The sequence below is a fragment of the Exiguobacterium sp. s123 genome, assembly GCF_018617075.1.
Taxonomy (GTDB): Bacteria; Bacillota; Bacilli; order Exiguobacteriales; family Exiguobacteriaceae; genus Exiguobacterium; species Exiguobacterium profundum.
Genome location: NZ_JACSJL010000007.1, coordinates 12,358 through 33,432 on the forward strand (window position 1 = coordinate 12,358; position 21,075 = coordinate 33,432).

Annotated in this window: 18 protein-coding genes, 1 other RNA gene and 1 pseudogene; 3 read left to right on the forward strand and 17 right to left on the reverse strand. The window is 46.5% G+C overall.

What is annotated here, in order from left to right:
- Window positions 1-66 precede the first annotated feature (66 nt).
- The 3 genes and pseudogenes from KNO72_RS12180 to KNO72_RS15905 all read left to right on the forward strand — a co-directional run bounded on the left by KNO72_RS12180 (window position 67) and on the right by KNO72_RS15905 (window position 1,898).
- Window positions 67-432 carry a hypothetical protein gene (locus tag KNO72_RS12180; protein WP_214758304.1) on the forward strand — a complete coding sequence of 122 codons (366 nt, stop codon included), beginning with the start codon at window positions 67-69 and terminating at the stop codon, window positions 430-432.
- A 561-nt stretch (window positions 433-993) separates the two neighbouring features.
- Window positions 994-1,176, forward strand: a pseudogene (locus KNO72_RS15900) (helix-turn-helix domain-containing protein); the annotation flags it as partial.
- A 629-nt stretch (window positions 1,177-1,805) separates the two neighbouring features.
- Window positions 1,806-1,898 carry an IS3 family transposase gene (locus KNO72_RS15905; protein ID WP_214758306.1) on the forward strand — a complete coding sequence of 31 codons (93 nt, stop codon included), beginning with the start codon at window positions 1,806-1,808 and terminating at the stop codon, window positions 1,896-1,898.
- Between the two features lie 328 nt (window positions 1,899-2,226).
- On the opposite strand, the gene KNO72_RS12195 is transcribed toward KNO72_RS15905, so the two are convergent.
- From KNO72_RS12195 to KNO72_RS12275, 17 genes are all read right to left on the reverse strand, one after another.
- Window positions 2,227-3,345 (reverse strand): reverse transcriptase family protein, encoded by a 1,119-nt coding sequence (locus KNO72_RS12195; protein WP_214758308.1) that lies wholly within the window; start codon window positions 3,343-3,345, stop codon window positions 2,227-2,229.
- Between the two features lie 97 nt (window positions 3,346-3,442).
- Window positions 3,443-5,371, reverse strand: a complete 1,929-nt coding sequence (locus tag KNO72_RS12200) for a retron Eco8 family effector endonuclease (protein WP_214758310.1) — start codon at window positions 5,369-5,371, stop codon at window positions 3,443-3,445.
- A 432-nt stretch (window positions 5,372-5,803) separates the two neighbouring features.
- On the reverse strand, window positions 5,804-5,959 hold the full coding sequence (locus tag KNO72_RS12205) for an alcohol dehydrogenase (protein ID WP_214758312.1): 156 nt from the start codon (window positions 5,957-5,959) through the stop codon (window positions 5,804-5,806).
- A 114-nt stretch (window positions 5,960-6,073) separates the two neighbouring features.
- Window positions 6,074-6,429, reverse strand: a transfer-messenger RNA (tmRNA) gene (gene ssrA, locus KNO72_RS12210).
- A gap of 49 nt (window positions 6,430-6,478) precedes the next feature.
- Window positions 6,479-6,949, reverse strand: a complete 471-nt coding sequence (smpB, locus tag KNO72_RS12215; RefSeq protein WP_012726899.1) for an SsrA-binding protein SmpB — start codon at window positions 6,947-6,949, stop codon at window positions 6,479-6,481.
- Window positions 6,950-7,003: 54 nt separating this feature from the next.
- Entirely contained in the window at window positions 7,004-9,409 is a 2,406-nt protein-coding gene (rnr, locus tag KNO72_RS12220) for a ribonuclease R (protein WP_214758314.1), read from the reverse strand.
- A 15-nt stretch (window positions 9,410-9,424) separates the two neighbouring features.
- Window positions 9,425-10,165 (reverse strand): alpha/beta hydrolase, encoded by a 741-nt coding sequence (locus tag KNO72_RS12225; RefSeq protein WP_214758316.1) that lies wholly within the window; start codon window positions 10,163-10,165, stop codon window positions 9,425-9,427.
- 102 nt (window positions 10,166-10,267) lie between these two features.
- Window positions 10,268-10,492, reverse strand: a complete 225-nt coding sequence (secG, locus tag KNO72_RS12230) for a preprotein translocase subunit SecG (RefSeq protein ID WP_012726902.1) — start codon at window positions 10,490-10,492, stop codon at window positions 10,268-10,270.
- 73 nt (window positions 10,493-10,565) lie between these two features.
- Window positions 10,566-11,453, reverse strand: a complete 888-nt coding sequence (locus KNO72_RS12235) for a YitT family protein (RefSeq protein ID WP_012726903.1) — start codon at window positions 11,451-11,453, stop codon at window positions 10,566-10,568.
- Window positions 11,454-11,500: 47 nt separating this feature from the next.
- Window positions 11,501-12,841 (reverse strand): glycosyltransferase, encoded by a 1,341-nt coding sequence (locus KNO72_RS12240; protein WP_047795089.1) that lies wholly within the window; start codon window positions 12,839-12,841, stop codon window positions 11,501-11,503.
- Entirely contained in the window at window positions 12,838-14,046 is a 1,209-nt protein-coding gene (locus KNO72_RS12245) for a glycosyltransferase family 4 protein (RefSeq protein ID WP_251028349.1), read from the reverse strand. Before KNO72_RS12245 ends, KNO72_RS12240 begins: the two co-directional genes overlap by 4 nt.
- A gap of 21 nt (window positions 14,047-14,067) precedes the next feature.
- Window positions 14,068-14,949 carry a UTP--glucose-1-phosphate uridylyltransferase GalU gene (gene galU / locus KNO72_RS12250; RefSeq protein WP_078147301.1) on the reverse strand — a complete coding sequence of 294 codons (882 nt, stop codon included), beginning with the start codon at window positions 14,947-14,949 and terminating at the stop codon, window positions 14,068-14,070.
- Window positions 14,950-15,181: 232 nt separating this feature from the next.
- The gene (locus tag KNO72_RS12255; protein ID WP_214758320.1) at window positions 15,182-15,979 is read right to left on the reverse strand and encodes an aminoglycoside phosphotransferase family protein; all 798 of its coding nucleotides are present in this window, start codon (window positions 15,977-15,979) and stop codon (window positions 15,182-15,184) included.
- 269 nt (window positions 15,980-16,248) lie between these two features.
- Entirely contained in the window at window positions 16,249-17,541 is a 1,293-nt protein-coding gene (gene eno, locus KNO72_RS12260; RefSeq protein ID WP_012726908.1) for a phosphopyruvate hydratase, read from the reverse strand.
- Between the two features lie 36 nt (window positions 17,542-17,577).
- Window positions 17,578-19,116 (reverse strand): 2,3-bisphosphoglycerate-independent phosphoglycerate mutase, encoded by a 1,539-nt coding sequence (gene gpmI, locus KNO72_RS12265; protein WP_012726909.1) that lies wholly within the window; start codon window positions 19,114-19,116, stop codon window positions 17,578-17,580.
- Complete coding sequence (gene tpiA / locus KNO72_RS12270; RefSeq protein WP_078147302.1) at window positions 19,117-19,869, reverse strand: triose-phosphate isomerase; 753 nt, start codon at window positions 19,867-19,869, stop codon at window positions 19,117-19,119. It lies immediately after the preceding gene.
- A gap of 18 nt (window positions 19,870-19,887) precedes the next feature.
- Window positions 19,888-21,072, reverse strand: a complete 1,185-nt coding sequence (locus KNO72_RS12275) for a phosphoglycerate kinase (protein ID WP_074036297.1) — start codon at window positions 21,070-21,072, stop codon at window positions 19,888-19,890.
- Window positions 21,073-21,075 lie beyond the last annotated feature (3 nt).

A 21,075-nucleotide genomic window follows, 5' to 3' on the forward strand; every position in this document is an offset into this window, starting at 1 on the left:
TTATAAAGATTAATTTTGGATATAATGGGTTTAAATGTTAAAATTAAAAATCGAAGGGGACTTTAAATGATCAAAAAAATCTTATGGGTACTATTGATGATGGGGTTAGCTCTATTTATTATTACTTTACAAATCAATCGATTGGGTGAAATGACACCGGAGATACAAATGACATTATTTATGTCGCTGGGAATTGTTGTCGTATTATTTATTCCACCACTCATCATGTCGTTCTTTTCAAATCCAATTATTTCATATCTAAACATTGCATACCAGGGAGTAATCGCTATATCTTTTTTAGGAATGTTGCCTGTTGGTTTTATGATTCCAAACGGCATGTTTACAGCGATTATAGCATTGCTTGGGGTCGGGATTAGCTCGATGAGTATCATAACAATTTTAAGAACTAAAGAACTGAGTATTAGAAACTAACATACAAATATTCAAGTGAAAGTTAAAAGTGATGTGCTGATGTCTATGCTGTTCAACTATAGTGAATACTAAAACAAAAGTCGGACCGGTTTAATTAGGTTCGACTCTTTTCATGCCTTCGGAGCCCAATTGTTTTCATAGCCATTTTGAACGGCAAAGTGATACAAATGAATGAGTTTCGATTCTTTGTATGTAGACATGTGTTCTGCCGTACGCAGTTCATGATTTCGTTCTACCAAATTGTAAAGATAATCGATATTCGCTAACCGATTATTTTTACTCGTATTACATGTCGGGCATGACAGCACAAAATCTCATGCCAATCGACATCTTCCGTGTCTTTTGCCAGTAACTTCACATGACGACGAGATGAGCCTTGAACGGCTCCACAGATTTCGATTGGAGGTGTTTCCGTCTTTGTCCAGCGTGGCAAAATCATCGTCGGCAACCGCTTGACGAGCTCGCTATAATCGGGAACGACGAACCTTCCGGACCGATATCAAACCACAAGCCTGGAAAACCTATACCAAATGAAGAAAGACGACGTTTGATGAAAAACTCGAAGTAGCGCTCGACTGCATCAGCCAGAACCGGAGCTTTCGTGAGACCGCAGAAATCCATCGGGTCTCGTACCAACAGCTCTATCTATGGGTGAAAAAATATGACCATGGAGGGTCAGACGCCCTACTCGACCGACCGAAGATGGCACGCTCACGTCTGAAAAACTCGTTCAGGTCGAGATGAGACGCTTGGCGAAAGAGAATGAATTTCTCCGTATACAGAACGACTACCTAAAGAATTGAAGGAGGTCGAAAGGGGGCAAAACTGAACCAGATCAGGTATTCGCATGAATATGAATCGATTCGCTGCCTTCACTCCGAATGCGGTCATTCGGTGGCCCGACTATGTGAAATCGCCGGAGTCTCGAGGGCAGGGTACTACAGATGGTTGAAGCATCAACCGTTCATACGTGAAATCGAGAATCGCCAGGTTCTCGAAGAGTTGCGAAGCATACATCAAGAAACCAGAGGCATCTACGGGTATCGGACGAATGGCCCTGAACATTCGCAGACGGTTTAATCCGTTCTTACGTCATCGGGAGATCAAACAACACCAGCCTCGTCTTCGAAACGCTTCATCAGACCCTGCAGGACGACCCAGGCGCGACGCCCCTACTCCACCATAGCGACAGAAGGTTCTAGTATATCACGAGGACCTTCGGCCGAATGACAGTTGAAGCGGGTATCACCCAAAGCATGTCCCGGGTGGGAAGGTGCATTGACAACGGACCAATGGAATCCTTTTTCAGTGCACTCAAATGCGAGAGTTATAGCCTTCAGAAATACCGTACTTATTAAGATCTCACCGAGGTAGTGACCGAATACATACGTTTCTATAATCAAGACCGATTCCAAGAACGACTAAACGGCCTCAGCCCATTAGAATTCAGGGCTGAAGCCGTCTAAACGTTTTTTATTATTTCCACTGTCTACTTGACGGAGAGCAGTTCAATTTTAGGCTTCCTTTTTCATCATGCGGCCACTTTCAATATTCAGGGAGATTCATATTATATAAGGAAAAGACACAGGGCCGCACCTAGCCGATCCATCTCGATAATTTTCAAGAGTAACACATAAAAAAACTTTTTAACCTAATGTTAAGAAATAAATTTTAAACTGTTGTTGACATTTACAATGAATATATCTTCTATATAGACCGTAAACAGATTCGTCACTTCAAAAAGAAAATGATAAAAAATCTTACTCTACTAATTCCAACACTTTCATAAAATTTTCACATTAATTCTTTCAAAATAAATTCAATCTTTTTTATTTTATTTGGGTAAGTTACACAAATATCTCTATACGTATCTTTATCAAAAGATAATAAATATGATCTGTATCCGGCTAAATAATTTACGATGACATTACGTCTTCCTTCAATATTAGAGGGTAGGCTAGGAAAGAAGTCTTCTAAAGTAGTAATTCGATTTAAATACTCATTAAAGTTTTTAGGTTTTTTCTTTTTCCCATCAAGATTTTCATAGGCATATATTAAAGTGTTTACTTTTTTAAGCTTATTTCTTGATAAGGAGATTCGATTTGATACCACATATCCGTTAAGTACAATCTGTTCTTTTGTTTTTTTAATTTTACTTCTATTGAGTTCAAGACAATTGTCTTTTAAAATTTTTGAAATCATTTTCACGAAAAAATCTTTATGTAGTCGACTGTCATTTGAAGAAAATAACATGTCATCAGCATATCTTGTATAACTAATATTAAATTTACGACAATAGTTACGAATCCTTATATCTAACCTTCTGAAAACAACGTTAGATACTTGTGGAGAAGTTACAGCACCTTGCGGCAAGCTTCCATTTAAAGTGACTATATCAATTATAGTATCAAGAACATGGGTCTTTTCATTAATATCAGAAATAATAATATACTCGTCCAATACATCTTTTATGTTTTCACTTTTTAAAGAAGGAAAAAAATCCTTAATATCTAATCTTAAATAAAAATCTTTTTTCAAATGTTCTTTTAAAAAATCTAAGTAATTCTTCCCTTTAACAAATCCACAAACACAATTCGGTAATGGGATATATATCAAAAAGTTATTTAATAGATTCTTTTGAAATGCAAATAAATCACTTTTTGAATTGATTGCATTAATATTTCTTACTTTATTATTTATAGATAATTCAAAACTATTATATGCATCAAGTTTATTAGTTAGAGACAACGGGAGGGAAATCGATTCATAACCTAATATTTTTTTATAGAAATAACTTTCTTCGTAAATATTAATATTATTACCCCCTGAATAAATTGTAAGAATGGAGTAAGTACCTTCTGAAAATATTAATCTTGTGCGCAAAGCAAATGCTGCGTAAACATCGATGAGCAAATAGCGACATTGACTCCTTGGATTTTAAATATATCACCTAGAGTTTTCAAGTCTAGGTGACTTTTTCGACAAGGTACCCGTAAAGGGAAATTGCTACTTACTCCATTACAAACTCTAACTTTTTAATTATATCAGTTAATTCTGGAAATAGAAGAGAAAACTGTTTTTCCTTTTCTTTTTCATTGAGATTGTTGTAAACATATTCTATGAATTCAACAACCCAACCTGATCCTTTTTTCACTTTTTGCAAATTCAAAGCATCTATGTAGCCATTTTTCATTGCATTATCGGGGAGACTAGATATATGTGCACTGTTTAATTGAACTAAAGTATCTAATTTCCCTTCCACTATAGTTCTTAGAATATTTACTTTATACCTCACACTTCCGCTTTTCTCGATAAGTTCTTTTAGTTTATCTTTTTGAGAATATCTAGAATAATCGCTAGTAATCCAAGAAATAAAGAAAGTATAATTTTCTTTATTAATTAATACCCCTTCGATAGTCGTTTCGACAGGATATACATTGTAGTATTTACAATAATTTTTCACAAGAGTTCTAAATGTTCTATAAAGATCATCATCGAATGTAAAAGTACTTTCGTTAATATTAAACTTGGTCTTAGACGAAATACCATTAATCCTATTTCTAACAATCCGAAGTTTCCTTTTATAACCATAGTGAAACATTTCTTCTTGGATAATTTTCTGATTTTTCAAAGGATTATAAATATCGCCGGTAATAGTAAAATTTCTAGTTGAATCACGAAAATTTAGAATTTTATCTGAATCTAATAGCAATAAATGTGGAATATTCATTTTCCTTCTATGTGGGTGCGAAATATCCAGCGTAGTATTATTTGAGTCGTATGAGAATATCTCAATACGCTTTAACACCGGGAAAATTTCTTTTAAAACTCTACTTGTGAACAACTCGTATTCAGTTATACCTTCGACAAACAAGATACCACTAGAAAAATAATAGCTTGCTTCCTTATCAGTAATTACTTTATTCAATCTAGAATCTTCAAAAGCTTTGACTTTTTTTATAATAGTTGAATTTTTTTGTTGTATTAATTGAAATATATTAACCTTAGATAAAGACATACTATTTTTTACAACTCTAGATGAATGAGTTGATAACAATGTCTGTACTCTAGCTTCATTCAAACTTATGAAGTTTACTAATTCATCTATTAAAGTAGGATGTAATCCTATTTCTGGTTCATCTAAAATTACTAGTGGATGTTTGAATTTATCCTTATGTAACAAATTTAAGACCAAATAAAAAATTCTGATATAATTAAATGAATTTGAACCATTCGAATAAAAATCTAGTCTATTATCTTTATAATTAAAATTTTCTCCACCAAATATAAACTTGTACAACTGTTTGAATTTATCACTATTATTATATGGAATAACTCCATATCCATAGTCCTTTAATTCATTTTGAAGTTGTAATAAATTATCAATATACTTTCCTCCATAAATTTTTTTCAATAAAGTATTTAGTTCGAAAGAGATTGTATCTTCATGTAAACTTCGTTTTTGCCCTAGATCACCAATTAAATCCCAAATATTCTCCCAATCCAATAAATCTATATTTCTAACATCTATAAAATAAATAGGAAATAAATATTTAATAATTTTTCTTATCTCATATGAATGACTCCATATTATTTCGTTGTTTTTAAACTGAGTAAGAGTGAGTGTAATAGTCTTCCCTTCATCTAATTCACATGAAATTTTCTTGAAAATTTCATGCTCTAAATCGCTCGAGTGAATAAAATTACTTAAATCATATTGAACAGATATCTTTGCATAATCGTTATAAGGGTTCTCTTTATCAAAAATATCAGTCAAAATAGTGTTTGTTGTAAGATTTTCAAAAAAGTAATTCAAATATTTTTGCAAATTAGTTTTTCCAGACCCATTTCTCCCTAATAAAATATTTAGCTCTGAAAATGTAAGATAGCAATTTTTTATACTACGTACATTTTCATATTTTACTGTTTGAATTCCCACTAAATCCCTCCTCAAATTTAAATTTACTTCCAATAAATTATCCTTACATACATCATCCATAAAAGAATTGAAAAAGTATACACATTTTCCACCTTTTTTGTAGTGCCTCTATAAGAAATTAAAGGATAAGAAAATTATTCTTCAACATTTCATTTAATTAAAAATCAAAATAATTAGTTTAGCAAATATTTTATAAATATAGACAGCCAGAATCATCCCCGCTCTCAAAAATAATTGAATTACAGGGTTCTACATTTGTAGGTTACATATTAAACCTCAAATACTATCGATAAACAGGTTTTTCAATATCTAGGATTAGTAAATTGTTTAAACAAGAAGAGGGCTATCCATGCAAAACACACGCATGGATAGCCCTCTTCTTTCAATTCAGTTCTTATAAAAGAACAATTTCAAGTCAGTTCAGCTATCTAATTATTCACCAGATTGTTGCCTATTCTTTTGCTTCTGCAAATACGCTTCACGAAGCTGGTTCAATCGTTCTTTCTTGTTCGAGACAGTCGGCTTTTTGCCGTCTTGGTACTTCGCCGCAGCTACTTTGCTTCTCTTATCTAATTGATATTTTCCCATGCGCTTCACCTTCCTTTCTTCATGGCTTCAATCAAAAGCAAAGACCCTCTAATCTCAATGAAATTAGAAGGTCTTCATGAAAATCATTGATCGCAGTCGTTACAGACTGCTTCAAAATGGAGACGGCGGGAGTCGAACCCGCGTCCGAAGGCATCGTAACGTATGCTTCTACGTGTGTAGTTTATCTATTCAATCTCGATGTGACACTGCCGATAAACAGGCGTTGTCGCATCCAGTCTGTTTCATCTCTTCTTCGCGCCCTCAGACGGCGAGGTTGAAGCGTAGCTTGCTTAGTTTGAGACCCTGAAAGTCATCCACACAAGCGATGGATGTCAGGATCCGCAGGGCACTTAGGCTGCTGCGAGTTGTGTGTTAGTTTTGCCAGTTATAGGCGTTTGCGTTTTAACGAGGCCGACCCCTCGACACGCCACATACGACCGACCTACCCCCGTCGAATCCATAACGTCCCCGGGGTGGTAGTTGGTACTCTATTTAATATACCACAATTAGGATCCGTTGTCAGTATTTTTGCCGATCGCGCATCGCACGGTCGACGTCACGCTTCGCGTCTTTCTTCTTCAAGTCCTCTCGTTTGTCGTACTTCTTCTTCCCTTTTCCGACGCCGAGCAGGCACTTGGCGAACCCGTTCTTGATATACACTTTGAGCGGGATAATCGTGTAGCCGTCACGCCCTGATGCTCCGATGAGCTGATTGATCTGCTTCTTATGCAACAATAGCTTTCGGACGCGGAGTGGGTCATGGTTGAAGCGGTTCCCCTGTTCGAACGGGCTGATATGACAGTTGTGAAGCGTCGCCTCGCCCCCATCGAACCGGACGTACGCATCCGCGATGTTGATCTTCGATTGACGGACCGATTTGATCTCCGTCCCTGTGAGCACCATGCCCGCCTCAATCGTATCTTCGATCGCGTAATCGAAGGACGCCTTGCGGTTTTGGGCGAGTGCGTTCGAATCTTTCTTCTTGGCCATACACATTCAGTCCTTTATCTACAAGATACGGAGGAAGGGACGAACCCTTCCCCGTCAGCGACGTTTCTTCGCACCTCGTTTGGCGTCGCCTTTTCGTTTGTGCTTGTCTTTCTTCTTCAGGTCGAGTGCCGAACGGCCTTGGGAAGACTTCTCCCCGTCTCGTTTCGGTTTCTCACCTGGTTTGCCCGGCTTCCCAGGTCTTCCTGGTTTGCCGCGCTTCTTCTTGTCGTCCCGACCGCGACCGCCACGACGGTCTTTCTCGTCCTTCTTCGGACGACCGCCTTTCGCTTTGATCGTCGTCGGTTGGCGACGGCTTGACTGTTCCCGTTTCGGCATACCAACGACCGTGAAGTCGATCGTCCGCTCGTCTAAGTTGACGGCATCGACTTTGACACGAACGGCGTCCCCAATCCGGAACTGACGTTTCGTCCGCTCCCCGAGAAGCATAAGCTGTGACTCATCGAAGTGATAGTAGTCATCCATCGACTGGAGACGGACAAGCCCTTCAATCGTATTCGGAAGCTCGATGAACATCCCGAAGTTCGTGACGCCGGCGACGACACCATCGAACTCTTCACCGAGATGGGCTTCCATGTATTCGGCTTTCTTGAGCGCCTGTGTCTCGCGCTCTGCGTCGACCGAGCGACGTTCCCGTTTCGATGCCTGTTCGGCAATCGCCCCGAGACGGTCCTCGTACTTCGCAATTGTCTTCTCCGACAAATCGTTGTTGAAGACGTACGTGCGCATGAGACGGTGGACAATCAAGTCCGGATAACGACGAATCGGTGACGTGAAGTGCGTATAGAAGTCTGTCGCGAGTCCGAAGTGACCGAGCGAGACGTCGTCATATTTCGCCTGTTGCATCGAACGAAGCATGATCGTGCTGATGACCGGCTCTTCCGGTTCTCCGTCGATCGCCTTCAAAATCTTTTGAAGCGTCTTCGGTTCGACCGTCTGCCCTTTGATGCGTTCGATGTGAACGCCAAAGTTTGCGACAAAGTCGAAGAAGAAGTCGAGCTTGTCCGGTTTCGGATTGTCGTGGACACGATAGATGAACGGCACGTCCATCTTGTGGAAGTGTTCCGCAACCGTCTCGTTGGCTGCGAGCATGAACTCCTCGATCAACTTCTCGGCGACCGAACGTGGACGAAGCACGATATCCGCTGGCTTCCCTTCCTCGTTGACGACGACCTTCGCCTCGGCGAAATCGAAGTTGATGGCACCGCGCGAGTTACGGCGTTTCCGAAGGACTTCCGCAAGCTCGGCCATGAGGTCGAACTCACCGATGAACGGTTCGTACTTTTTCAACGTCTCTTCGTCATCACGTTCGATGATCTCACGGACGTTCGTATACGTCATTCTCTCCGTCGTCTTGATGACACTCGGAAACAGATCATGGCGAACGACCTTCCCGTTCTGTGGGGAGATCTCCATGACGCAGCTGAGCGTCAAGCGGTTGACGTGCGGGTTGAGGGAACAGATCCCGTTCGAGAGTCGGTGCGGCAACATCGGAATGACACGGTCGACGAGATACACACTCGTCCCGCGCTCGAGCGCCTCAACGTCGAGCGGTGAGCCCTCTTTCACGTAATGCGAGACGTCGGCGATATGGACACCGAGCTCGTAGTTGCCGTTATCGAGTTTCTTGACGTGGACGGCATCGTCCAAGTCTTTCGCATCTTCGCCGTCAATCGTGAAGATCGTCTCGTCACGAAGGTCGACGCGACCGATGAAGTCTTTCTCGTCCGCCTCGTCCGGTACGGCGTTCGCCTGAGCGATCACGTCCTCCGGGAACTCTGTCGGAATGCCGTGCTTATAGACGATCGACAAGATGTCGACGCCTGGGTCGTTCTTATGCCCGATGATGCGGACGACGTCACAGGCACCTGCGAAGCGTCCGTCCGGATACTTCGTGATGCGCACGACGACTTTATGTCCGTCGACGGCACCGAGTGACTTGTCCGGGTTGACGACCGGCCAGAAATTGATGCGTTTGTCATCCGGCTCGATGAAGGCGAACTGGTCGAGTCGACCGCTCGGGAGCGTATACGTCCCGACGAATTCGGAGAGTCCGCGCTTCAATACTTTCAATAAAATCCCTTCCGTCTTGCCACGGTTGTCCTCGCGTTTTTTGACGAGGATCGTATCGCCATGGTAGACGTCCTTCAGTTGGTCGGGCGGCAAGAACACGTCTTCCGCTTCCCCTTCGACCGACAAGAAGCCGAAGCCGCGCTGGTGAATCGAGATGATTCCCGCAACTTGTCCGAGCGTGGCGAGCGTCCCGTAACGGTTCGTCCGCGTCCGGCCGATGGCGCCCTCTTCTTCGAGGGCATTCAATGTGCGGATGAGCTCTTTAAAGTCATCCGTCGACGCGAGCTGTAGTCGCTCGGTCAGTTGATTGACAGAGAGCGGTTTCTCGCTCGCCTGTAAGATCTCTAGTAATTGGTCACGTAAATTCAACGTGACACCTCCTTCTTAGACTGACCAGTCTAACGTTTCGAGAAAATCGAGCACGTCCTGGTGCAGTTTCTCTTTTTCTTTGTCGAGCGTGATCACGTGTCCCGAGTTCTCATAGATGAGCAACTCTTTTTGGAACGTGTTGACCGCCTCGTAAATTTGATTCGCCGATTCCGGGTCGATCATGTTGTCTTTGGCGCCTTGGACGACGAGTGTCGGGACGAAGATGTCCTCGAGCTTCGACGCCGTGTCGCGGACGAAGGCACGGAGGTCTTTCAATGTTGGCATTGGTTTGAACTCTGCCATCTCCTGCTCGATCTGTTCCGGCGACTTTTCTTCTCTACCCTTATATTCTCGAGCATATGCCTGGACTCCTTTATACAAGCGGTCCTCGGCATCGATTCCCGTCGGCGCGCACATCGGGATGACCGCCTTGACGTCTTTCTCCTCGGCGAGACGGAGCGACATCACGCCGCCTAGCGAGAGTCCGCAGACGACAATCTCCTCATGGCCTTTGTCGACGAGCGTCTGGTAAGCGTTCAAGACGTCTTCCCACCAGTCTTTCGGTCCATATTGGAGTAATTCTTCCGGTGGGACGGCATGACCACGATAGATCGGTCCCATACATGTGTATCCTTCTTTTTGAAGGAAGCGACCGAGCATGCGGACATCCGCGCTCGATCCAGTGAAGCCATGTAACATCAACACGGCACGTTTTCCGCCCTCGAAGAAGAACGGTTTTGGTGCTGTCACTTTCATTTTATCTGTCATCTCCTTGTATCTACATTATTCCCAAAAAATAAATCGAAAAAACAAAAGCTGACCGCCTCACGTGAAAATCGAGAACGATCAGCCTTATCATCATAATGATGCGACTAGTAATCCTAAAATGAAAAACAAAGTGCCTAGTACAGCTGCAGTTCGGTTCAAAACAGCATCGAAGCCGCGTGCTTTCTGGCGTCCGAACAACTGCTCCGCGCCACCTGCAATCGCTCCAAGACCTTGCGACCGACCTGACATGAGCAGTACGACGACAATCAATAAGACAGCCACGACAAGTAGGCTGATTGTAGCGATCGTTTGCATAGTAGTCAGTTCCTCCTTCTATTTACACGCCTTTTATTATATAGAAGTTATCAATAAAACACCAGCATTCAAATTATCGGGACGGGTAGCTGAACCCTTCGCCGATGACTTCCTTCACCTGGTGGATGACGACGAAGGCACGGTCGTCCGTTACTTGGACGATTTTTTTGAGTGGTGCGATCTGACGTTTGTCGACGATCATATACAACATGTTCTTATCCTGCTTCGTATAGTAACCGTGTCCATGGATAATCGTCGCCGAGCGTCCGAGCGTCTCCGTTAAGACGACGGCGAGCTCTTCTTGCTTATCGCTGATGATCGTGACGGCTTTACGGATGTTGAGACCTTCCGCGACGAGGTCGATGACCCATGAACCGATGATGATCGCGATGAGCGTATAGAGAACGACTTGTTCCCCTAAGAAGAAGCCAGATGTCGCGACGACGATCGCATCGATGATGAACATCGAGACGGCGACACTCAAGTGGAGATAGCGCTCCATGAGACGGGCGATGATCACACCCCCGCCGGTCGTCCCGCCGACACGGAGCACCATGCCGATCCCGACCCCGATCATGATTCCGGCATAGACAGCCGCAAGCAGTTTGTCCTCGGCAGGGCTGCCCCAGTCATGTGTCAGACTGAGGAAGAATGACGTCGCGATGACGGCGATGACCGAATAGACCATTGTCCGACGGTCGAGCAGCTTATAGCCGACGATAAAGAGAATCCCGTTCCCGATGATCGACGTGAGCCCGAGGTCCCAGCCGAATACGTAGTACAGGATGATCGTGACCCCGAGCAGGCCACCTTCCGAGAAGTCGTTCGGTACGGTGAAGTAGTTAACCCCGAACGAAAGAATGAAGGAGCCTGCGATAATCCAGGCGATGTCCTTCACCGAGATGGTTTGTAGCTTGCGCCATACTTGTTGGCGCAATAGATGTTGTTGTTGACGTTTCATAAATGTCCTCCCTCCATAGAAAAAAGACCGCGGCAAAAGCCGCAGTCTTAAGATTGTACTGGCTTTGGCGCACCGTCTTTCATAATCGGCAACTTGCGCTCCGCGGCGTTCGCGTAGACGTTCAAGAGTGCCTCTTTTTCCAAATCCCAGTTATATTTCTCACGCGCGGTCTTCGTGTTCTCTTTGACACGCGCATAGAGTGCTTGGTCTTCAATCATCCGGTTGACGCCGTCCGCGATCGATTGTGGATCGTGCGAATCGACGAGCACCCCGACATCGTTCCCCGCAACGACCCGTTCGATTTCAGGGAAGTCACATGAGACGACCGGTACTTCGGCCATCAAATACTCGAACAATTTATTCGATGAGGCCGAGTAGTGGTTGAAGCAAACGTTGTTCAATACTTGGAAGCCTAAGTAGGCGTTCATCGTATAGTAAGGTAACGCTTCGACCGGTACTTTGTCAATCATCTTGACGCGGTCGCCGACCCCTTCCGTCTCGATTAACTGTTGAATCGTCGGTTTAAGCTTCCCGTCCCCTATCATGACGAGCGTGCCTTCTTTGAAGTCTTTCGCCGCGAGCACGAGCTGTTCGAGACCGCGTCCCGCTTGAATGCCCCCTTGATACAAGAGGATCTTCTCGTCTTTCGGCAAATCGAGGAGTGCATGCAAGTCCTTACGGAGCGAGAAGTCGAGCGGACGGTAGAACGGATAGTTGTGGAGCACGTACGGATAGAATCCGTACAACTCTTCGTTGTGTGCTGCACGCGTATGGTTCTCGACCATCATCGTATCGACGAACGGCAAGAGCCAGCCCTCGAGGTTACTTTGAATATAGCCGTAACCCGTACGGTCCGTCTGTACCTCGTGCGAGTCGTAGACGATCCGACCTTTGTTGAACACTTTTCCAGCGAGGAGTGCCTGCGGGAGCGTGTTCAAATCGTTCGCATGGTAAAAGTCATACGATTTTTTCGTCGAAGCGAACACCATCTCGAGCATCGCACTCGCGTTGACGATTTGCTTACGCACTTGCGGCAACAAGACCGTCCCGATGGCCGCTCCGAGCGCGAGCATCGTGAACGGCGCAAGTAAGAACAACCCGGCACCGACGAGTCCCGCACCGATTTGGCGGGTCCGTTTCTCGCTCACCCATTGATACGTCTTCTTCGCGAACTTGAGCGCGTTGACGAGAATCGAAGGTTGACGCTTCACGCGGATGACGCGGAAGCCTTCCGGACGCATCTCTTCTTTTGGAAGCTCTTTATTTTTCGGATCTTGAAGCGCGATCAAATCGACTTCATAGCCTGCCTCGGCGAGTGCCGAGCACTCACGAAGGACGCGCGCATCATTCGTAAAATGGTTCCATACAAACATACATACTGACTTCATCGTGTTTCCTCCATCACTAACTGTTGTACGACTTGATCTAACACGTCGATATTCTCTTCCCAACATAAATTCTCTTTGACGTAACGAATCCCGTTCGCCCCGAGTGCCTCCCGTAAATCCGGTCGGTCGAGGAGCTTCCGTAGGATCCGCTCGATCTCATCGATGTCACGCTTCCGTGACACGTAGCCGACTTCCGCCGCTTCAATGACATTCGCCGCATGGCCTGACACTGCTGCGACAATCGGTTTGCCGACCGCCATATAGTCGATGAGTTTCCCAGGGATGACCGTATCAAACACTTCTTGCTCGATCAGACTGACGAATGCGACGTCCGCATTTTTAATTGCCTGAAACGCCTCTGTCCGTGGCATCGCCTCGAGGAACAAGAAGTTTTGGAAGCCACGGTCTTTGATCGTCTGTTTCAACTCTTCTTTCCGATAGCCGTAGCCGATCAATTTGAAGTGGACCCGTGGCTCGTCCCGGAATCGCTCGGCGAGTTCGAGTAACAACGACACATCTTGGGCAAGACCCATGTTCCCGGCGTATAAGATTTCCATCCGGTCGTCCGGTGGGATCGTCCGCTCGAGCGTTCGCTCCGCTTCCCGGATCGAGTTCGGCATGTAGTGAATCTTCTCGTTCGGCACACCGCGCTGACGAAGATAGCTGCGGAACCCTTCCGAGTTGATGATGACTTCATCGGCGACACGATACAGTCGTTTCTCCATCCAAAAAGCCGGCGTGAGCACCCAATCGTACTTGAAGACGCCGACACCTTTCACCGATTCTGGCCAAAGGTCACGGACGTCCAAGATGAACGGGACACGATACTTTCGTTTCGCATAAGCACCGACAAACGCCATAAAAAAAGAAGGGGTCGTCGCAAAGACGACGTCTGGCTTCAATTCGAGCTTACGGACTTCCCGGATTCCTTTGACCATCTGTTCGAGGAATAGGAAAAGACGACTGGCCATGTTAGACGTATGTTTCCGTTTCTTCGTGATGAGTCGCTTGATGAACGGTTGGTCGTTTAACTCCCGGTCGTTCCAGAAGCGGTCGTCCTGATACATATCAAAGCTCGGATACGAAGGGGCGGCCGTGATGACCTCGACTTCATACCCGCGCTGCTTCATCAAATGCGTAATGTTTTGCATCCGGTTGCCGGCACTGCCGATCTCCGGATAATAGTTTTGACACACCATAAGCATTGTTTTCAAAAATAACACACCTTACTGTTGATCAAGTTCGTCCACGAGCCGTTTCAATAGGGCATGGACGTCATCTTTTAAATCAGGATCGCTGAGCGCGTGGCAAATCGTCGTCTCGACGAACCCAATCGGCTCTCCGACGTCGTAACGTCGACCGTCAAATTCGTAGGCGAAGACCGTCTGCGCCTCATTCAAGCGTGCGATCGCATCCGTCAATTGAATCTCGCCCCCGGCTCCCGCCTCTTGTCCCGCCAACGCCTCAAAGACGTCCGGTTTCAAGATATAGCGACCGAGGATGGCGAAGTTCGACGGGGCCTCATCGATGGGCGGTTTCTCCACGAACGTCCGCACCGGGATGAGCTTCCCTTCGACGGCAAGCGGGTCAATTATACCATATCGGTTCGTCATTTCATACGGGACACGCTGCACCCCGATGATCGAACGATCGTGGGCCTCATATTGGTCGATCAACTGCTTCGTCGCCGGCACATCGGATTCGATGATATCGTCCCCGAGCAAGACGGCGAATGGCTCGTCTCCGATAAACTTCCGGGCGCACCAAATCGCATGACCGAGACCTTTTGGCTCCTGTTGGCGTATGTAGTGAATGTTCGCCAAATTCGAGGAATGTCGGACCGATTCGAGCAAGCGCGTCTTCCCTTTCGATTCGAGGTTCTGTTCCAGTTCGAGCGCACGGTCGAAATGGTCTTCAATCGCCCGTTTGTTCTTCCCCGTGACGATGATGATGTCCTCGATGCCTGAAGCGACGGCTTCCTCGACGATGAACTGGATGGTCGGCTTGTTGACAATCGGCAACATTTCTTTTGGCATGGCTTTCGTGGCAGGAAGGAAGCGGGTGCCGAGACCGGCGGCTGGGATGATGGCTTTACGTACTCGTGTCATAAGCATGGGCTCCTTTACTCGTTATGTAGAGAGTATACCCAAATTTTGTGCAAACTGACACAAATGAGAGGTCATGACAATGTTGTCATGACCAATCGTCATTCCGGTGCGATTTGAGATAGTACCATATGCCGAATCCAATGAGCAATACCAAGAAAAGAAATCCGAGCATCATCACGAAAATCGCCTCCCCATTCATGTTTCATTTTCTATATTCCCGCTTCAGATTGTTTCAGAACCACTTCTGTCCATGCGTTCGAATAAACCGAAGTTCCTCTTGGTAATGATCGTAATGCCCTTCGTCAATCATCTTTTGGAAGGCGACGTCTCCTTTCGTAGCTTTTCGTTTCATCAAGAGACAGAGCGCTTCAATCCGTTGTTGTAACATATCGAACAAGTCGACCTCCGCTTGCTCCCAACCATAGGCTTCGAGAAACAACGATACCCGCTTGTTATAGATCGCATCGTCTCGATCGGCATCATAATAGACGACTTCCCCTGTTTCAGCTTGATGGCGACGACTGAGCGGAACGAACGTATAAAGGGCATAGACGATATCCCAAGCCCGCGGTCCCGGTGCACCCAAGTCGAAATCGATGATTCCTGCCACTTTTCCTTCATGAAAGATTGTATTGTAGACAGCGAAGTCGTTATGGCAGATGACCTCTAACGGTTGTGGTGTGTTGTCAATCGGTGACCAATCTGACGACCACTCAAAATCTGTCGACGCATCATGTATACGTCTCATTAGTCGTGCAACATCCTGAATCGCCTCATCGGACCACATGTAAGACTTCAAGGGATAGTCTGCGGTTTCTCCTTCCAAGTAAGTTAACACTTCTCTTCCTCGATCATCGATTCTAATAAAACGCGGCACTCCGGAAAGTTGCTTTGCCTCCAAGTGACGTAACCATCGATGAATACGCTCGCTGCCTTCCTTTTGAGTGCGATAGACGTAATTCCCCTTTTTATAGACAGTTGACACGTTCCCACCGCTCAACCTTTTTTCTTGTTCATTCGATTGATCCATCCAATCTCCCCCTACCCTTTATCAGTCACGTTCAGTATACAGCAACACAGGGTGTCGACGACGAAAAGGTCCGACAAATAGCGATCGTAGCCGTCCAAGCGGCACCGTGACTCTTGCAGGAAAGCAATCTCGCGGAGACCCCGCAAGCGCGTAAGCGCGAGGAGGCTTCGTGGATTGCCTGCAGAAAGCATCGGTGCCGCCAGGACGGGTTGAAAAACACCTATAAAAAAACAGGCCCGCCGATTGGCGAGCCTGAAACAATCAATCAATTATTTTTTAAGGTTGTAGAACGACTTGATGCCGTCGTATTTCGCTACATCGCCGAGCATGTCTTCGATGCGGAGAAGTTGGTTGTATTTCGCGATACGGTCTGTACGTGAAAGTGAACCAGTTTTGATTTGTCCAGCGTTTGTCGCAACAGCGATGTCTGCGATTGTCGCGTCTTCTGTTTCACCAGAACGGTGAGAGACGACTGCTGTGTAACCAGCTTTTTTAGCCATTTCGATCGCGTCGAATGTTTCTGTGAGCGTACCGATTTGGTTAACTTTGATGAGGATCGAGTTTGCGATTCCTTTTTCGATACCTTCAGCAAGTTTAGATGTGTTCGTTACGAAGAGGTCATCCCCAACGAGTTGAACTTTGTGTCCGATTTTGTCTGTGAGAAGCTTGTGGCCATCCCAGTCGTTTTCGTCACAACCATCTTCGATTGAGAGGATTGGGTACTTGTCAACGAGCTCAGCGTAGAAGTCTACAAGCTCAGCAGTTGTGAGTGACTTGCCTTCGCCAGCGAGTTCGTATTTACCAGTTGATTTGTCGTAGAACTCAGAAGATGCAACGTCCATTGCGAGGTAGACGTCTTCACCTGGTTTGTAACCAGCTTTTTCGATCGCTTCAAGGATAACTGTGATCGCTTCTTCGTTAGACTTCAAGTTTGGTGCGAAACCACCTTCGTCACCGACAGCTGTGTTAAGACCCATACCAGAAAGAACTGATTTGAGGGCGTGGAATACTTCAGCACCCATACGGAGCGCTTCACGGAATGTAGGCGCGCCGACAGGCATGATCATGAACTCTTGGAAGTCCACGTTGTTGTCCGCGTGCGAACCACCGTTGATGATGTTCATCATTGGTGTTGGAAGTGTCTTCGCGTTGAATCCACCGAGGTAAGTGTAAAGTGGAAGACCAAGCTCATCTGCTGCTGCGTGAGCTGCTGCCATCGATACACCGAGGATTGCGTTTGCACCAAGTTTTGCTTTGTTTGGTGTACCGTCGAGTTCGATCATTTTCGCATCGATTGCGTTTTGGTCGAATACATCGTAGCCGATGAGTTCTGGTGCAATCGTGTCATTCACGTTCGCAACTGCTTTCAAGACACCTTTACCGAGGTAACGTGACTTGTCGCCATCGCGAAGCTCAACTGCTTCGTGCTCACCTGTTGATGCGCCTGATGGGACGAGGGCACGGCCGAAACCGCCGTCTTCTGTGAAGACTTCTACTTCTACTGATGGGTTACCGCGTGAATCTAAAATCTCGCGTGCGTAAATTTCTGTAATCATTGACATGAAAAATCGCTCCTTTTCGTTTGAAAAATAGTTGTATTATTTTGTAACGATTGACGAACCAGTCATTTCAGCTGGTTGCTCTCCACCGAGAAGGTGAAGAAGCGTTGGGGCGAGGTCGCAAAGTGCGCCGTCGAGAACTGGTTTCAGTTCGACTCCCTCTTTTGTGACGATACATGGAACAGGTTCCGTCGTGTGCGCCGTCATCGGTGAGCCATCCGGGTTCGTGACGATGTCCGCGTTCCCGTGGTCCGCTGTGATGATGGCCGCGCCACCTTTAGCAAGTAATGCGTCCACTACTTTACCGAGGCATTCGTCGACCGCTTCGATCGCTTTCTTCGTCGGCTCAAGCTTCCCTGAGTGACCAACCATATCCGGGTTTGCGAAGTTGATGATGTATGCATCATACTCATCTGACTCGATACGCTCGAGCAAACCGTCTGTGAGCTCATATGCGCTCATTTCTGGTTGCAAGTCGTACGTCGCGACTTTCGGTGAAGGGACAAGGAGACGATCCTCACCTTCAAATGGTTGTTCTTTTTGTCCGTTCAAGAAGAACGTGACGTGTGGGTATTTCTCTGTTTCTGCAGCACGGAGTTGTTTGTACCCTTGTGCAGAGAGCGTTTCCCCGAGTGTGTTTTTCAAATCTTCCGGTGGGAAGACGATATCCGTGTCGACCTCATCCGAGAACTTCGTCATCGAGACGAGCAAGATGTTCTCTGGGTGTTTGCTTGAGAGTTCGAAGCCTTTGAAGCCGACTTTCTCTTTGAACACTTTTGCGAGTTGGATCGCCCGGTCCGGACGGAAGTTGAAGAACATGATGGCATCATTGTCCTGGATTGTCGCGACCGGCTTTCCATCTTTTTCGATGACAGTTGGTAACACAAACTCATCCGTCAAATCGTTCTCGTAAGACTTCTTGAGAACTTCGACTGGGTCCGTGCCAACTTCGCCTTTACCGTTTACGAGGACGTCGTATACTTTCTCGACGCGCTCCCAACGGTTGTCGCGGTCCATGGCATAGTAGCGACCAGACACGCTAGCGACTTGACCGACACCGAGTTCAGCAAGCTTTTCTTCTGTTTCTTTGAGGAAACCAGCTCCTGATTTCGGATCACAGTCACGGCCGTCCGTGAACGCGTGAATGTACACTTTTTCGATGCCGTGGAGTTTTGCGAACTCAACGATGGCAAACATGTGATTGATGTGCGAGTGAATCCCGCCATCTGATACGAGACCCATGATATGGAGGCTCGAATCATGTTTCTTCACATGACCTGCCAAATGGTTCATCGCCTGACGGTCGAATAACGAACGGTCTTTGATTGCGTTGTTCACGCGTGAGAGTGACTGATAGACGACTCGGCCGGCACCGATGTTCAAGTGACCGACTTCCGAGTTCCCCATCTGTCCTTCCGGAAGACCGACGTACTCGCCTTTTGCGTTTAAGAGCGTATGTGGATACTGCTCCCAGTAGCGATCGAAGTTCGGTTTGTTCGCAGCCATGACTGCGTTTCCGAACGATTCGTCACGCATCCCGAAACCATCTAAAATGATGAGTGCGACTGGTCTAGCCATTTAAATCGCCTCCAACAATTTGAGGAACGAAGCGGCTTCAAGTGAAGCACCGCCGACGAGTGCGCCGTCGATATCTTCCTGTGCCATATACTCTTTGATGTTCTCTGGTTTTACAGATCCACCGTACTGGATGCGTACTGCAGCCGCTACGTCTTCACCGTAAAGACCTTTCACCACGTCGCGAACATATTTACAAGAGCTTTGTGCGTCTGCTTCGTCCGCTGATTTCCCTGTACCGATTGCCCAAACTGGCTCATACGCGATGACGAGTTGTTTGACTTGGTCAGCAGAAAGGTCAGCTAGACCGCCTTCGACTTGTGTTTTGATGACTTCTTCGAACTTGTCGCCTTCGCGCTCCTCGAGTGTTTCACCGACACAAACGATTGGCGTAAGACCGTGTTCGAACGCTTTTTTCGTTTTGCTGTTGATGAACGCATCCGACTCACCGAAGTACTCGCGACGTTCTGAGTGACCGAGGATGACGTAAGTCACGCCGAGGTCAGCGACCATCACTGGGCTGATTTCGCCAGTGTAAGCACCGCTATCTTTGTCGTACATGTTTTGTGCACCGAGCTTCAAGTTTGACCCTTTAGCTGCTTCTACCATCGGTGCGAGGAAAAGTGCTGGAGCACCAATCGCTGCATCTACTTTGTCAGTAGATGGGATGTTGTTTTTCACTTCCTCAACGAAAGCAACAGCTTCCGAGAGTGTTTTGTTCATTTTCCAGTTACCTGCAATAATCGGTTTACGCATCGATAACCCTCCTCTAAATTACTTGTCGTTCAACGCCTCGACACCTGGAAGTTTTTTGCCTTCCATGAATTCGAGTGACGCGCCGCCACCAGTTGAGATGTGACTCATCTTGTCAGCAAGACCAAACTTGGCTGCCGCAGCTGCTGAGTCGCCACCACCGATGATTGAGTATGCATCGCTGTCCGCAAGCGCTTGAGCGACACCTTTCGTTCCGTTTGCGTATTTATCGAGTTCGAATACGCCCATCGGTCCGTTCCATACGACAAGTTTCGATTCGCGAATCGCGTCCGCGTAAAGTTCGACTGTCTTCGGTCCGATATCGAGACCCATGTGATCCGCTGGGATCGAGTCGATATCGACTGGGCCGACATACGTTTCTTCGCCAAATTCTTTCGTGATGACGCAGTCGACAGGCATCAAGAATTTCACGCCTTTGTCTTCTGCTTTCTTCATGAATTGACGAGCGAGGTCAAGCTTATCCTCTTCAAGGAGTGACGTTCCGACTTCGTGTCCGAGTGCTTTCGAGAACGTGTACGAGAGTCCGCCACCGATGATGAGTGTGTCAACGATGTCAAGAAGGTGGTCGATGACCCCAATCTTATCCGCTACTTTCGACCCGCCGATAATTGCCGTGAACGGACGGTCTGGGTTTGAAAGAGCTTTACCGAGAACTTCAAGTTCTTTTTCCATCAAGAGACCAGCAACGGCTGTGTCCACGTGGTGTGCAATCCCTTCAGTTGAAGCGTGTGCACGGTGAGCCGCGCCGAACGCGTCGTTGACGTATACGTCAGCAAGTGCTGCGAATCCTTTTGCAAGTTCAGGGTCATTTTTCGTTTCACCTGGGTAGAAACGAACGTTCTCTAAAACGACGACATCGCCTTCAGAGAGGTTAGCGACCGCTTCTTCTGCGACCGGACCGTATGCTTCTTCGACGAGCGGTACATCTTTTCCGAGGAGCTCAGCGAGACGCTTCGCTACTGGAGCAAGTGAGAACTCAGGGTTCTTCTCGCCTTTTGGACGGCCTAGGTGGCTCGCAAGGACGAGTTTCGCACCACCGTCAAGCAAGTGCTTGATCGTCGGAAGTGCGGCTTGGATCCGAGTTTCGTCTTGGATGACGCCATCTTTGAGTGGAACGTTGAAGTCAACGCGGCAAAAGACGCGTTTCCCTTTTACATCGATGTCACGAATAGACTGTTTGTTCATAAC

Bases quoted from the DNA above. Each gene is read 5' to 3' on its own strand.
- KNO72_RS12180 (WP_214758304.1), top strand. From the start codon at position 67: ATGATCAAAAAAATCTTATGGGTACTATTGATGATGGGGTTAGCTCTA.
- KNO72_RS12205 (WP_214758312.1), bottom strand. From the start codon at position 5,959: ATGGGAAAATATCAATTAGATAAGAGAAGCAAAGTAGCTGCGGCGAAG.
- smpB (WP_012726899.1), bottom strand. From the start codon at position 6,949: ATGGCCAAGAAGAAAGATTCGAACGCACTCGCCCAAAACCGCAAGGCG.
- KNO72_RS12225 (WP_214758316.1), bottom strand. From the start codon at position 10,165: ATGAAAGTGACAGCACCAAAACCGTTCTTCTTCGAGGGCGGAAAACGT.
- secG (WP_012726902.1), bottom strand. From the start codon at position 10,492: ATGCAAACGATCGCTACAATCAGCCTACTTGTCGTGGCTGTCTTATTG.
- KNO72_RS12235 (WP_012726903.1), bottom strand. From the start codon at position 11,453: ATGAAACGTCAACAACAACATCTATTGCGCCAACAAGTATGGCGCAAG.
- KNO72_RS12240 (WP_047795089.1), bottom strand. From the start codon at position 12,841: ATGAAGTCAGTATGTATGTTTGTATGGAACCATTTTACGAATGATGCG.
- KNO72_RS12245 (WP_251028349.1), bottom strand. From the start codon at position 14,046: ATGCTTATGGTGTGTCAAAACTATTATCCGGAGATCGGCAGTGCCGGC.
- galU (WP_078147301.1), bottom strand. From the start codon at position 14,949: ATGACACGAGTACGTAAAGCCATCATCCCAGCCGCCGGTCTCGGCACC.
- KNO72_RS12255 (WP_214758320.1), bottom strand. From the start codon at position 15,979: ATGGATCAATCGAATGAACAAGAAAAAAGGTTGAGCGGTGGGAACGTG.
- eno (WP_012726908.1), bottom strand. From the start codon at position 17,541: ATGTCAATGATTACAGAAATTTACGCACGCGAGATTTTAGATTCACGC.
- gpmI (WP_012726909.1), bottom strand. From the start codon at position 19,116: ATGGCTAGACCAGTCGCACTCATCATTTTAGATGGTTTCGGGATGCGT.
- tpiA (WP_078147302.1), bottom strand. From the start codon at position 19,869: ATGCGTAAACCGATTATTGCAGGTAACTGGAAAATGAACAAAACACTC.
- KNO72_RS12275 (WP_074036297.1), bottom strand. From the start codon at position 21,072: ATGAACAAACAGTCTATTCGTGACATCGATGTAAAAGGGAAACGCGTC.